Origin of the sequence: Enterobacter sp. K16B (assembly GCF_020216105.1) — a bacterium.
Classification (GTDB): domain Bacteria; phylum Pseudomonadota; class Gammaproteobacteria; order Enterobacterales; family Enterobacteriaceae; genus Enterobacter; species Enterobacter sichuanensis.
Genome location: NZ_JAIWJZ010000045.1, coordinates 35010 through 48295, shown reverse-complemented (window position 1 = coordinate 48295; position 13286 = coordinate 35010). Strand labels below are relative to the sequence as shown.

The window sequence follows — 13286 nt, the reverse complement described above, 5'->3', positions numbered from 1 at the left end:
AGGCCCGTCTCACGACGGGCCTTTTTTGACGAAAGGTTGCTTATTCGCGGAACAGCGCTTCGATATTCAGACCTTGCCCCTGCAGGATTTCACGCAGACGGCGCAGACCTTCAACCTGAATCTGACGAACACGTTCACGGGTCAGGCCAATTTCACGGCCGACATCTTCCAGTGTCGCAGCTTCATACCCCAGCAAACCGAAACGACGTGCCAGCACTTCACGCTGTTTGGCGTTCAGTTCGAACAGCCATTTGACGATGCTCTGCTTCATGTCATCGTCCTGCGTGGTGTCTTCCGGGCCGTTGTCTTTTTCATCAGCCAGGATGTCCAGCAGCGCTTTTTCGGAGTCGCCACCCAGCGGGGTGTCAACGGAGGTAATGCGCTCGTTGAGACGCAGCATACGGCTTACGTCATCAACCGGTTTATCGAGTTGTTCGGCAATTTCTTCTGCGCTTGGCTCGTGGTCCAGTTTATGGGACAACTCGCGCGCGGTGCGCAGATACACGTTCAACTCTTTGACGATGTGAATCGGCAGGCGGATCGTACGGGTCTGGTTCATAATAGCCCGTTCGATGGTCTGACGAATCCACCAGGTCGCGTAGGTTGAGAAACGGAACCCGCGTTCCGGGTCAAACTTCTCAACTGCGCGGATGAGACCTAAGTTGCCCTCTTCAATCAGATCCAGCAGAGCCAGACCACGATTGCCGTAACGGCGGGCAATTTTCACGACCAGTCGCAGGTTACTTTCAATCATGCGACGACGCGAGGCCACATCACCACGCAAAGCACGACGTGCGAAATAGACTTCTTCTTCGGCCGTTAGCAGTGGGGAGTAACCAATCTCCCCAAGGTAAAGCTGAGTCGCGTCCAGTACACGCTGTGTGGCGCCCTGCGATAACAGCTCTTCTTCAGCCAAATCGTTATCACTGGGTTCCTCTTCTACTAAGGCTTTTTCGTCAAAAGCCTCTACTCCGTTCTCATCAAATTCCGCGTCTTCATTTAAATCATGAACTTTCAGCGTATTCTGACTCATAAGGTGGCTCCTACCCGTGATCCCTGGACGAGACACCCTGGCTGGCATGCCCCGTCAAATTATCGCTGCGGCAAGTACTGCAGCGGGTTTACGGATTTCCCCTTGTAACGAATTTCAAAATGCAAGCGTGTAGAACTGGTTCCGGTGCTACCCATGGTAGCGATTTTTTGCCCCGCCTTAACTTCTTGTTGTTCCCGGACCAGCATTGTGTCGTTATGGGCGTAGGCACTCAGGTAATCATCGTTGTGTTTGATGATGATAAGATTACCGTAACCGCGCAGAGCGTTACCGGCATACACAACGCGTCCGTCTGCGGTCGCGATGATAGCCTGTCCTTTACTCCCTGCGATATCGATCCCTTTATTTCCCCCTTCGGAGGAAGAGAAGTTTTCGATAACCTTGCCGTCAGTTGGCCAGCGCCATGCAGAGATTGGCGAACTGGATGTCATACTGCTGGCAGTCGGTTCAGTAGAGCTAACCACAGGTGCCGTTACCGGTGCTGTGACAACAGTCGCAGTCCCTTTATTATTCGGCAACATTTTGTTAGCAGTCTGATCACCTGAATCCTCAGAATACGTAATTACAGGTTGTGAAGCAACCACCGTGGTGGATTTTTGTGCAGGCTTAACGCTGTTATTTTGCGCGGTCACGTCGGCTGCGGAAACGGTGTTGCCAGGCGTAAGCGGCGTACCCGTTGCGTTGCCAACCTGCAGCGTTTGCCCGACTTCCAGACCGTATGGGGCCTGCACGTTATTGCGCTGGGCGAGGTCACGGAAATCGTTCCCGGTGATCCAGGCGATGTAGAACAACGTGTCGCCACGCTTCACGGTATAGGTGCTGCCACCGGTATAACTGCCTTTCGGAATGTTCCCATACTGGCGGTTATAGACTATGCGGCCATTTTGGGTCTGAACAGGTTGTTCAACTGGCTGAACCTGCATTGGCTGTGTAACAGGATGTTGCACAGGCTGAATTTGTGGTGTTTGCTGCGGTGCAGCAGTGCCCATTTTAGGTGGCGGCGTGATTAACATTCCGCTGGACGTGTTACCGGAGCCGCTGTTTCCGCCGACGGAACTGACGGGCGCAGGCGCGTTATTAGAACTTGTGCAACCTGCCAGCCAGAGCGAAACCAGTGATAATGCCGCAACACGGCTGATGGTGAATTTAGGGCTTCCCGCGCTCATTTATCCCCCAGGAATGTGTTAACTACCAGTGACTTAAAATTTACCGTGATGGCACGAATCTTTCGCGCCACACCATACGCTGAATTTGCCTTAATAACCCTGGATAATTCCGAGTCTCAGGCTAACTCCCCCTTTACCAGAGGCACAAAGCGCACGGCTTCCACGGTATCGATAATAAACTCGCCGCCGCGGCGACGAACGCGCTTCAGAAGCTGCTGCTCGTCCCCGACGGGCAGAACAAGAATGCCCCCCTCATCCAGCTGCGACAACAGTGCCACAGGTATTTCAGGTGGGGCCGCCGTCACGATGATAGCGTCAAACGGGGCACGAGCCTGCCAACCCTGCCATCCATCACCGTGTCGTGTCGAAACATTATGTAAATCAAGTTGTTTCAGGCGGCGACGCGCCTGCCACTGTAAACCTTTAATCCGCTCAACGGAGCAGACATGATGTACCAGATGCGCCAGGATCGCGGTCTGATACCCCGACCCGGTACCGATCTCCAGCACGCGGGAGTTGGGCGTGAGCTCCAGCAGCTCGGTCATGCGCGCCACCATGTAGGGCTGCGAAATCGTCTGGCCCTGCCCGATGGGTAGCGCCACGTTTTCCCACGCTTTGTGTTCAAACGCCTCGTCGACAAATTTCTCACGCGGAACCCGGGCGAGCGCGTCAAGCACGTGCTCGTCGCGGATCCCCTGTGCGCGGAGTTGCTCCAGAAGAGTTTGTACACGTTTGTTTACCATTGCGCGTTCACTCCTGCGCGATCCAGCCAGCCCGACACCACATCATGCGCGCTATACGCGGTTAAATCTACGTGCAAGGGCGTCACCGAAACATAGCCTTCATCCACGGCGGCAAAGTCGGTATCCGGGCCCGCATCGCACTTCTCGCCGGGAGGGCCAATCCAGTAAAGCGTGTTGCCGCGCGGATCCTGCTGCGGGATCACCTGATCGGCCGGATGCCGGCTTCCGCACCGGGTGACGCGAATGCCTTTAATCTCACTCAGGGGCAGATCAGGCACGTTGATATTGAGGATGCGTCCGGTGCGCAGCGGCTCGCGGCTGAGGGCCCGCAGGATCGAACAGGTCACCACGGCGGCGGTATCGTAATGGGTGTGGCCGTTTAACGAGACCGCCAGCGCCGGAAACCCGAGGTGACGCCCTTCCATTGCCGCCGCCACGGTACCGGAGTAAATCACGTCATCGCCGAGGTTGGGCCCGGCATTAATGCCGGAGACGACAATATCCGGACGCGGCCGCATCAGCGCGTTCACGCCCAGAAAAACGCAGTCGGTTGGCGTGCCCATCTGCACGGCAATATCGCCATTTTCAAAGCTAAAGGTGCGAAGCGACGACTCCAGCGTCAGCGAGTTAGACGCTCCACTGCGGTTACGATCGGGAGCCACGACCTGCACATCCGCGAATTCGCGGAGGTGTTTCGCCAGCGTCTGAATGCCTGGCGCGTGGATCCCGTCATCGTTACTCAGCAATATTCGCATAATCACCCGACGTGTTGATAAGTTCCCTGACAACACTGGTGGCAAAGCTACCTGCCGGCAGCCAGAAACGTAACTCGACGGTCACGTCATCCCACCAGTTCCAGCTTAACTGCTGCGGATAAAGCAGCATCGCGCGGCGTGCTGCGTCGACTTTTTCCCGCACCAGCAAGGATTGTAATGCCTGCGCATCCGCAACGGCAGACTGCTCCGCCGCCAGGGCTTCGCCCTGGGTTCCCCAGTCGCCTGTACCGGGCAACGCGGCGGTAATCATCAGCGCTTTGGCGTCCACGCGCGACTGTACATCGGCCATCTCTTCGGCCGTTGCCACAAACCAGCTTCCGCGTCCCGCTAATTGTAGCGCATCGCCAACAACAACTTGATTCGCGTCCGGTTTTTTCAGCCTTTCGCTCACAATCTGATTAAACAACGCACTGCGGGCCGCCGACAACCAAAAACTGCGTTTATTCCTGTCACGAACCGGCGCATCGCTTTGCGCCCAGCGCAATGCGCCCTGCAGGTTACTGCCGCCGATCCCAAAACGCTGCGCGCCAAAGTAGTTCGGCACGCCCTGCGCGCTGATGGCATTCAGGCGTTTCTCCACGTCATCGCGGTCGGTCACTTCACGCAGCACCAGCGTAAAGTCGTTACCTTTCAACGCCCCCAGACGCAGTTTGCGCTTGTGACGGGCATATTCCAGTACCTTACAGCCCTCAAGTTCAAATTTGCTTAAATCAGGCATCGCATTGCCGGGCACGCGGGCGCAGAGCCACTGTTCCGTGACGGCGTGTTTATCTTTCTGACCAGCAAAGCTCACTTCGCGGGCATGAATTTTGAGGAATTTTGCCAGAGCGTCGGCCACAAAACGGGTATTGCAGCCATTTTTAAGAATGCGCACCAGGATATGTTCGCCTTCGCCATCCGGCTCAAAGCCCAGATCCTCCACCACGAGGAAGTCTTCAGGGCTGGCTTTCAGCACCCCATGCCCCTGCGGTTTACCGTGCAGGTAGGTCAGGTTGTCGAAATCTGTCATTTGCTCGCCTTCACCAGCAGCGCCACGGCTTCACAGGCAATGCCTTCACCGCGGCCAGTAAAGCCCAGCTTCTCGGTGGTCGTTGCTTTGACGTTGACGTCGTCCATATGGCAGCCCAGATCTTCAGCAATAAATACGCGCATCTGCGGAATATGCGGCAGCATTTTCGGTGCCTGAGCAATAATCGTGACGTCAACGTTGCCGAGGGTGTAGCCTTTCGCCTGGATGCGGCGCCACGCTTCGCGCAGCAGCTCGCGGCTGTCCGCCCCTTTAAAGGCCGGGTCGGTGTCCGGGAACAGTTTGCCAATATCGCCCAGCGCCGCAGCGCCCAGTAAGGCGTCGGTAAGCGCATGCAGCGCCACGTCGCCATCAGAATGCGCCAGCAGCCCTTTTTCATAAGGAATGCGCACGCCGCCAATGATAATTGGGCCTTCTCCGCCAAAGGCGTGTACATCAAAACCGTGTCCAATTCGCATTATGCCTTCTCCTGATGGGTCGAACGGGTAAGATAGAATTCCGCGAGCTGTAAATCTTCCGGACGCGTCACTTTTATATTATCAGCACGTCCTTCAACCAGCGTTGGGTGGAAACCGCAATACTCCAGCGCCGAGGCCTCGTCCGTAATGGTCGCCCCTTCATTCAGCGCTCGCGTTAAGCAGTCATGGAGTAATTCGCGGGGGAAAAATTGTGGCGTCAGCGCGTGCCATAAATCGACGCGCTCAACGGTGTGGGCGATAGCCGCTTTGCCCGGCTCGGCACGCTTCATGGTGTCACGCACAGGGGCAGCCAGAATGCCACCCACCCGACTGGTTTCACTCAACGCCAGCAGGCGAGCGAGATCGTCCTGATGCAGACACGGACGCGCCGCGTCATGCACCAGCACCCACCGCGCGTTTCCGGCAGCCTGAATGCCTGCCAGCACGGAATCGGCGCGCTCGGCACCGCCATCGACAACGGTAATCTGTGGGTGATTGGCCAGCGGTAACTGCGCGAAGCGCGCATCGCCCGGGCTGATGGCGATGATCACCCGCGTCACCCGTGGGTGCGCCAGCAGCGCCGCCACGGCGTGCTCGAGGATCGTTTTATCGCCAATAGAGAGGTATTGCTTGGGACATTCTGTCTGCATGCGCCGGCCAAAACCTGCGGCCGGCACCACGGCGCATACGTCCGAAAAAGTTACTGCCATGTCGTAATCCTGGGCCTGATTATCGATTGTTTTGTGCTGAGCCCTGATTGCGTTTAGACGCATCCGGAACCAGACGATAAAAGGTTTCGCCCGGCTTAGTCATACTGAGTTCATTGCGTGCGCGTTCTTCAATCGCCTCTTGCCCGCCATTGAGGTCATCAATTTCAGCGAAGAGTTGATCGTTTCGCGCCTTAAGTTTGGCGTTTGTTGCCTGCTGAGCCGCGACGTCATCACTCACCCGGCTATAGTCGTGCAGTCCGTTCTTACCGAACCACAGCGAATATTGCAGCCAGATTAGCAAAGCCAGCAACAGCAGCGTTAGTTTACCCATCCTGCCCCCTGAAAAACGGCATCCTCATCCCAAGACTTCCCCAGAGCACAACGCCGGGGTAACAGAGATGCCGCAACATCGCGGGCAAATGTACCACATTTTTTCCGCAGAATCGTCCTGCACAATATCGCCACACAGTTGGTTACGGTTTGAATTATGGCTGAAGTTAGCCCATGAGCCACAAAAATAACAGGCCAAACATCAGAACCACCGTCACAATCGTGATCGCGGTACTGTACAGGAGGCGGCCATTGAGCAGCGAGTGCAGCGCAATGCCGACAACCACCGCCACGGGCATTAACGCCAGGAAGAAAGGCCAGGTGTAGAGAAAGAAGAACAGCGTGTTACCGCCGTAGATGAGAAACGGAATGCCAAGCGCCAGCAACCATGAGACGAAGCCAATGATGGCCCCAGGAAATGACCAGGTCGTCTCGTCGTCGGTCGCAAGCGGCTCCGACCCGGTGGTGATGATGTAATTTTCACTGTTGCGCATAGCTAATCCTGTGACCGTGACTCATCGTTCGGGAAGACAGCTCCCGAACGATACCGTCTCAGGATCTGATAATATCGTCCCGTCTGAGCAGGTCTAATAATTGGCTTACTAAATTTGTTACCAATTGTTGACCTTCCAGGTGAATTTCAGGCGATTCAGGCGCTTCGTAGACCGCGTCAATGCCGGTGAAGTTGCGCAGTTCACCGGCACGGGCTTTTTTGTACAGCCCTTTCGGATCGCGCGCTTCGCAAACCTCCAGCGGGGTGTCGACAAACACTTCGATAAAGCGATCCTGACCCACACGTTCGCGCACCATCTGGCGCTCGGCGCGGTGCGGTGAGATAAACGCCGTCAGCACCACCAGCCCGGCGTCCGCCATCAGGCTGGCGACCTCCCCGACCCGGCGGATGTTCTCTTTACGATCGTCATCGCTGAACCCCAAATCGCTGCACAGGCCGTGGCGCACGTTGTCGCCATCCAGCAGGTAGGTGCTTACTCCCTGCTGATGCAACGCCTCTTCCAGCGCCCCGGCGACCGTGGATTTACCGGAGCCAGAGAGCCCGGTAAACCACAGCACAACCCCACGGTGGCCGTGGAGCTGTTCGCGCTGGGCGACGGTGACCGGATGAGGATGCCAGACGACGTTCTCATCATGGGCGGCCATTACTTACCTCCCAGCAGATCGCGTGCGCCCCAGTGCGGGAAGTGCTTACGCACCAGTGCGTTCAGTTCCAGCTCAAAGGCGCTGAATTCCGAGGCCACGCTCGCCTGCTCGTTTGGCTCGCGCACCATACCCGCGCCGACGGTAACGTTCGTCAAGCGGTCGATAAAGATCAGCCCGCCCGTCACCGGGTTCTGCTGATACGGATCCAGCACCAGCGGTTCGTCGAAGGTCAGATCGACCAGACCAATGCCGTTCAGCGGCAGCTCGGTGACCTCGCGCTGGGTCAGGTTGTTGATGTCCACCTGGAACTGAATGCCGTCCACGCGGGCGCGGGTTTTCTTGCCGGCAATTTTGATGTCATAGCTCTGACCCGCGGTCAGCGGCTGCTCCGCCATCCATACCACGTCCACAGAAGCACCCTGCACGGCCGCCAGCGTTTCCTGGGCATCCACCAGCAGGTCTCCGCGACTGATATCAATCTCGTCTTTCAGCACCAGCGTTACCGCTTCACCGGCGCCCGCTTCCTGCAGGTCACCGTCAAAGGTAACGATACGGGCAATGGTTGATTCCACACCGGATGGCAGCACCTTGACGCGTTGCCCCACCTTCACGACACCCGAAGCGAGGGTACCGGAGAACCCGCGGAAATCGAGGTTCGGACGGTTGACGTACTGCACCGGGAAGCGCATCGGCTGGGTGTCGACCACGCGCTGGATCTCAACGGTCTCCAGCACTTCCAGCAACGTCGGGCCGCTGTACCACGGCATGTTCGCGCTCTGGGAGGCGACATTGTCCCCTTCCAGCGCCGAGAGCGGCACAAAGCGAATGTCGAGGTTGCCCGGCAGCTGTTCAGCAAAGGTCAGGTAGCTCTGGCGGATCGCGTCGAACGTCTCTTCACTGAAGCTCACCAGATCCATCTTATTGATGGCCACCACCAGGTGTTTGATCCCCAGCAGCGTGGAGATAAAGCTGTGGCGACGGGTCTGATCCAGCACGCCTTTACGGGCGTCGATCAGCAGGATCGCCAGGTCACAGGTCGACGCACCGGTCGCCATATTGCGGGTGTACTGCTCGTGCCCCGGGGTGTCGGCGATAATAAATTTGCGCTTCTCGGTGGAGAAATAACGATAGGCCACGTCGATGGTGATGCCCTGCTCGCGTTCCGCCTGCAGGCCATCCACCAGCAGCGCCAGGTCGAGTTTTTCGCCCTGGGTACCGTGACGCTTACTGTCGTTATGCAGGGAAGAGAGCTGATCTTCATAAATCTGGCGCGTATCGTGCAGCAGGCGGCCAATCAGGGTACTTTTCCCGTCATCCACGCTGCCGCAGGTCAGAAAACGCAGCAGGCTTTTATGTTGTTGCGCGTGCAGATACGCTTCCACGCCGCCTTCTTTGGCAATTTGTTGAGCAATAGTGGTGTTCATGGCGGCTCCTTAGAAATAACCCTGACGTTTCTTCAGCTCCATCGAGCCTGCCTGGTCGCGGTCGATCACGCGCCCCTGTCGCTCGCTGGTGGTCGACACCAGCATCTCTTCGATGATCTCCGGCAGCGTCTGCGCGCTGGATTCCACCGCGCCGGTCAGCGGCCAGCAACCCAGGGTACGGAAACGCACCATCTGTTTTTTGATCACTTCCCCCGGCTGCAGGTCGATACGATCGTCGTCGATCATCATCAGCATGCCGTCGCGCTCCAGCACCGGGCGTTCAGCCGCCAGATACAGCGGAACGATCTCGATATTTTCCAGATAGATGTACTGCCAGATATCCAGCTCGGTCCAGTTGGAGAGCGGGAAGACGCGAATGCTTTCGCCTTTGTTGATCTGACCGTTGTAGTTGTGCCACAGCTCCGGACGCTGGTTTTTGGGATCCCAGCGGTGGAAGCGGTCGCGGAAGGAGTAGATGCGCTCTTTGGCGCGGGATTTCTCTTCGTCACGGCGCGCGCCGCCGAAGGCCGCATCAAAACCGTATTTATTCAGCGCCTGCTTCAGCCCCTCGGTTTTCATGATATCGGTGTGTTTGGCGCTGCCGTGCACGAACGGGTTAATGCCCATCGCCACCCCTTCCGGGTTTTTATGCACCAGCAGCTCACAGCCGTAGGCTTTCGCGGTACGGTCACGGAACTCATACATCTCGCGGAATTTCCAACCGGTATCTACGTGCAGGAGCGGGAACGGCAGCGTACCCGGATAAAACGCTTTACGCGCCAGATGCAGCATGACGCTGGAATCTTTACCGATGGAGTACATCATCACCGGGTTAGAAAACTCGGCGGCCACTTCGCGGATAATATGGATACTTTCCGCTTCAAGCTGTCGCAGGTGAGTAAGACGTTTTTGGTCCATAACCGTTCCTTAAGCCAAATTTATGACAGAAGCGCCGAAGCCTTCTGTGTCGGTTGTGTGCTGAAACCAGGCGAGCGTGCTGTGCAGTTGCACCACTTCCCCAACCACGATCAGGGCGGGCATCGGGGCGTCTTTCGCCAGGGTTGCAAGTTCCTGAAGTGTGCCGACAGCAACGTGCTGATCGACGCGCGTACCGCGGGAAATCACGGCGACTGGCGTCGTCGCCTCACGGCCGTGCTGAATAAGCTGTTCGCTGATGTCCGCCGCCTTCATGGTGCCCATGTAGATAGCCAGCGTCTGTCGGCTCTGGGCGAGGTGCGACCAGTCAAACGGCGTGCTGTCCGCCTTGTAATGGCCGGTCACAAAGGTCACGCTCTGGGCGTAATCGCGATGCGTGAGCGGAATACCGGCGTAGGCCGTTACCGCAGAGGCCGCCGTGATGCCTGGCACCACCTGGAACGGCACGCCCGCTTCGGCTGCCGCCTGCAGCTCTTCACCGCCGCGACCAAAAATAAACGGATCGCCGCCTTTCAGGCGCACCACGGTCTTGCCCGCTCTGGCGGCCGCAATCAGCATCTGGTTGGTGTCATGCTGGGGGACAGAGTGCTCGCCTGCCCGTTTGCCGACGCAGATTTGCTCCGCATCACGACGGATCAGTTCGCGCACGCCGTCGGTGACCAGATGGTCATAGAACACCACGTCCGCATCCTGCAGTACCTGCAGGCCACGCAGCGTCAGGAGTCCGGCATCACCAGGCCCGGCCCCCACCAGAATGATTTCCCCGCCCGTGCTGCCGGGGTTATCCAGTTCGTCTTCAAGAATTTTTTGTGCCGCCGTCTCATTACCGGCATGCATCAGGCTGGCAAAGCGGCCGCGAAACACGCGCTCCCAGAAGCGACGGCGTTCCGTCACGCTGGTCAGGCGGGTTTTCAGATGGTTGCGCCAGTAGCTGGCTTTCTCCGCCATTCGTCCAAGGCTGGTTGGCAGCAGCGCTTCGATTTTTTCACGCAGCACGCGCGCCAGCACCGGTGCGGTGCCGCCGGAAGAGATAGCCACCAGCAGCGGCGATCGGTCGACGATTGAGGGGAAAATAAACGAGCACAGAGGCTGGTCGTCGACCACGTTCACCAGGCGGTAACGCGCCTGCGCGGCCTCGGAGATCCGCCGGTTGAGTTCGCGATTTTCCGTTGCCGCAATCACCAGCACCACGCTGTCGATCTGTGATTCGTCAAAATCTGCCTCTGCGACGGTCTGCACCTGCGCGCCCGCACGCTGCAGAAACGCGATTTTGCGATCGGCAATGTCACCGGTACCAACAACCAGCACCGGTTTCTCTTTAATCGCGGCAAATAAGGGCAGATAGTCCACAAGCAACAACTCACTCACAACAAGGAATAGAGGGACTATAGGGGGCGGCTTAGACCGAATGAAATTACGAATTGGAATGAGTAGTTACTCAATGGAATAACGCAATGAAAAAGCAAATATCAAAAAGTGCTTAACACGCGAAATTTCGGGCATTTAAGAGCAATTCAAATTGTGTATGGGCGATCACAGTTTCATACTAGGCGGGTTAAAATTTTGCTCTGTTTTTTAAGGACTCCCTATGTTTTCCGCAACGCGCCACCGTATCGCTGCCCTGGCGCTCGGCGTTTGCTTTATCCTTCCGGCTCAGGCAAAAAATCAACCGTATGGTGAAATCGCCAATATGCAGGCGCGGCATATTGCTACCGTCTTTCCCGGACGCATGACCGGCTCTCCGGCGGAAATGCTCTCCGCCGACTATATTCGTCAGCAGTTTGCCGATATGGGTTACCAGAGCGATATCCGTTCGTTTCACAGCCGCTACGTTTATACCTCCAGAAATAAAACCAAAAACTGGCATAACGTGACCGGCAGTACGGTTATCGCGGCGCATGAAGGTCGCGCGGCTGAGCAGATCATTATTATGGCGCACCTTGATACCTACGCCCCGCAGAGTGACGCAGATTCGGATAACAACCTCGGTGGGCTGACGCTGCAGGGCATGGACGATAACGCCGCAGGCCTGGGCGTGATGCTTGAGCTGGCCGAGCGGATGAAAGACATCCCGACAAAATATGGTATTCGCTTTGTGGCGACCAGCGGCGAAGAGGAAGGCAAGCTTGGCGCTGAGAATCTCCTTAAGCGCATGAGCGCAGAGGAGAAGAAAAATACGCTGCTGGTGATTAACCTCGATAATTTAATCGTCGGCGATAAGCTCTATTTCAATAGCGGACAGAGTACGCCAGGTACCGTGCGGAAACTGACCCGTGACCGGGCGCTGGCGATTGCCCGCAGCCATGGCGTTTATGCCACGACCAATCCTGGCGGGAACGCCAGCTATCCGCGAGGAACGGGCTGCTGTAACGACGGCGAAGTGTTCGATAAGGCCGGCATTCCGGTACTGTATGTGGAAGCGACAAACTGGTCGCTGGGCAAGAAAGATGGCTATCAGCAGCGGACTCAATCGAAAGCCTTTCCGGGCGGGACAAGCTGGCATAACGTGATGCTGGATAATCAACAGCACATTGATAGCGCCCTGCCGCAGCGCATAGAGCACCGCAGCCGGGATGTGGTGAAAGTGATGCTGCCGCTGGTGAAAGAACTGGCAAAAGCGGGGAAAGCGTAGAGCGGTATTTCCCCCTCATCCCTGCCCTCCCCAAAGGGGCGAGGGAGAAAAGACGCCTCCGGGCAATCCCCTCTCCCCTTTGGGGAGAGGGTTAGGGTGAGGGGGGCAAAGGCATCACCCTTCGTGCAACCCGCACTCGCGCTTCAGCCCAAAGAATCGCGTCTCTTCTTCCGCCATTCCCGGTTCCCATTTGCGCGTGGTGTGGGTATCTCCCACTGACAGGTAGCCCTGATCCCACAGCGGATGGTACTTCAGCCCGTGTTTTTGCAGGTACTGGTACACCGTCCGGTTATCCCAGTCGATGATCGGCAGCACTTTAAACACCCCGCGCTGAACCGCCAGCACCGGCAGCGTGGCGCGGCTGCCGGACTGCTCACGGCGCAGCCCCGCAAACCACGTCTGCGCGTTCAGCTCTTTCAGCGCCCGGTTCATCGGCTCAACCTTGTTGATCTCATTGTATTTCTCAATGCCCTCAACGCCCTGCTCCCACAGCTTGCCGTAGCGCGCTTCCTGCCAGGCCGCGCTTTCAGCCGCGCGGTAGACTTTCAGGTTCAGCCTGAGCTTGTCCGTCAGCTCGTCAATAAACTGGTAGGTTTCCGGGAACAGGTAGCCGGTATCGGTGAGGATCACCGGAATGTCCGGGCGGATCTGATTCACCAGATGCAAACTGACCGCCGCCTGAATACCAAAGCTCGACGACAGCACGTAGTCTCCCGGCAGGTTTTCCAGCGCCCACGCCACACGCCCTTCGGCGTCCAGCTTCTCCAGCTGAGCGTTGGTTTCGGCGAGTGCCAGAATGCGTTCGACTTTTGGCAATGCGTTAAGCGCGTTTAGATCGAGTACGGACATAAGAACCTCGTTTGCCTGTTTTGCCG

Annotated in this window: 16 protein-coding genes; 2 read left to right on the top strand and 14 right to left on the bottom strand. The window is 57.3% G+C overall.

Annotated elements, in window-relative coordinates:
• Positions 1-40: 40 nt before the first annotated feature.
• A complete protein-coding gene (gene rpoS / locus LDK53_RS10925) occupies positions 41-1033 on the bottom strand; it encodes an RNA polymerase sigma factor RpoS (protein WP_008499600.1) in 993 nt (330 codons plus the stop codon).
• A gap of 59 nt (positions 1034-1092) precedes the next feature.
• Complete coding sequence (nlpD, locus tag LDK53_RS10920) at positions 1093-2166, bottom strand: murein hydrolase activator NlpD (RefSeq protein ID WP_394805580.1); 1074 nt, start codon at positions 2164-2166, stop codon at positions 1093-1095.
• Here nlpD and LDK53_RS23050 point away from each other — a divergent pair.
• The gene (locus tag LDK53_RS23050) at positions 2108-2239 is read left to right on the top strand and encodes a peptidase (protein ID WP_369751013.1); all 132 of its coding nucleotides are present in this window, start codon (positions 2108-2110) and stop codon (positions 2237-2239) included. The two genes, nlpD and LDK53_RS23050, sit on opposite strands and share 59 nt — an antisense overlap.
• Positions 2240-2333: 94 nt before the next feature.
• Here LDK53_RS23050 and LDK53_RS10915 read toward each other — a convergent pair whose 3' ends face one another.
• The 11 genes from LDK53_RS10915 to cysG all read right to left on the bottom strand — a co-directional run bounded on the left by LDK53_RS10915 (position 2334) and on the right by cysG (position 11129).
• The gene (locus tag LDK53_RS10915; protein WP_025757075.1) at positions 2334-2960 is read right to left on the bottom strand and encodes a protein-L-isoaspartate(D-aspartate) O-methyltransferase; all 627 of its coding nucleotides are present in this window, start codon (positions 2958-2960) and stop codon (positions 2334-2336) included.
• The gene (surE, locus tag LDK53_RS10910; RefSeq protein ID WP_025757074.1) at positions 2954-3715 is read right to left on the bottom strand and encodes a 5'/3'-nucleotidase SurE; all 762 of its coding nucleotides are present in this window, start codon (positions 3713-3715) and stop codon (positions 2954-2956) included. The genes LDK53_RS10915 and surE overlap by 7 nt, the downstream gene beginning before the upstream one ends.
• On the bottom strand, positions 3696-4745 hold the full coding sequence (truD, locus tag LDK53_RS10905; RefSeq protein WP_059384997.1) for a tRNA pseudouridine(13) synthase TruD: 1050 nt from the start codon (positions 4743-4745) through the stop codon (positions 3696-3698). Before truD ends, surE begins: the two co-directional genes overlap by 20 nt.
• On the bottom strand, positions 4742-5221 hold the full coding sequence (gene ispF / locus LDK53_RS10900; RefSeq protein WP_008499607.1) for a 2-C-methyl-D-erythritol 2,4-cyclodiphosphate synthase: 480 nt from the start codon (positions 5219-5221) through the stop codon (positions 4742-4744). The genes truD and ispF overlap by 4 nt, the downstream gene beginning before the upstream one ends.
• On the bottom strand, positions 5221-5931 hold the full coding sequence (gene ispD, locus LDK53_RS10895) for a 2-C-methyl-D-erythritol 4-phosphate cytidylyltransferase (protein WP_225287209.1): 711 nt from the start codon (positions 5929-5931) through the stop codon (positions 5221-5223). The genes ispF and ispD overlap by 1 nt, the downstream gene beginning before the upstream one ends.
• A 19-nt stretch (positions 5932-5950) precedes the next feature.
• Positions 5951-6262 carry a cell division protein FtsB gene (ftsB, locus tag LDK53_RS10890; protein WP_008499609.1) on the bottom strand — a complete coding sequence of 104 codons (312 nt, stop codon included), beginning with the start codon at positions 6260-6262 and terminating at the stop codon, positions 5951-5953.
• A gap of 166 nt (positions 6263-6428) precedes the next feature.
• On the bottom strand, positions 6429-6755 hold the full coding sequence (locus LDK53_RS10885; protein ID WP_045286500.1) for a DUF3561 family protein: 327 nt from the start codon (positions 6753-6755) through the stop codon (positions 6429-6431).
• Positions 6756-6813: 58 nt separating this feature from the next.
• On the bottom strand, positions 6814-7419 hold the full coding sequence (cysC, locus tag LDK53_RS10880) for an adenylyl-sulfate kinase (RefSeq protein ID WP_021241908.1): 606 nt from the start codon (positions 7417-7419) through the stop codon (positions 6814-6816).
• Positions 7419-8843 (bottom strand): sulfate adenylyltransferase subunit CysN, encoded by a 1425-nt coding sequence (cysN, locus tag LDK53_RS10875; RefSeq protein ID WP_025757070.1) that lies wholly within the window; start codon positions 8841-8843, stop codon positions 7419-7421. The genes cysC and cysN overlap by 1 nt, the downstream gene beginning before the upstream one ends.
• Positions 8844-8852: 9 nt before the next feature.
• Positions 8853-9761 carry a sulfate adenylyltransferase subunit CysD gene (cysD, locus tag LDK53_RS10870; protein ID WP_006811770.1) on the bottom strand — a complete coding sequence of 303 codons (909 nt, stop codon included), beginning with the start codon at positions 9759-9761 and terminating at the stop codon, positions 8853-8855.
• Between the two features lie 9 nt (positions 9762-9770).
• Positions 9771-11129: a siroheme synthase CysG gene (gene cysG, locus LDK53_RS10865; protein WP_095441262.1), complete on the bottom strand. Its 1359-nt coding sequence runs from the start codon at positions 11127-11129 to the stop codon at positions 9771-9773.
• Positions 11130-11367: 238 nt separating this feature from the next.
• On the opposite strand from cysG, the gene LDK53_RS10860 reads away from it, so the two are divergent.
• A complete protein-coding gene (locus tag LDK53_RS10860; RefSeq protein ID WP_225287208.1) occupies positions 11368-12411 on the top strand; it encodes an aminopeptidase in 1044 nt (347 codons plus the stop codon).
• Positions 12412-12525: 114 nt separating this feature from the next.
• Here the strand turns inward: LDK53_RS10860 and cysH are convergent, their stop codons facing one another.
• Positions 12526-13260 carry a phosphoadenosine phosphosulfate reductase gene (gene cysH / locus LDK53_RS10855; RefSeq protein ID WP_025757067.1) on the bottom strand — a complete coding sequence of 245 codons (735 nt, stop codon included), beginning with the start codon at positions 13258-13260 and terminating at the stop codon, positions 12526-12528.
• Positions 13261-13286 lie beyond the last annotated feature (26 nt).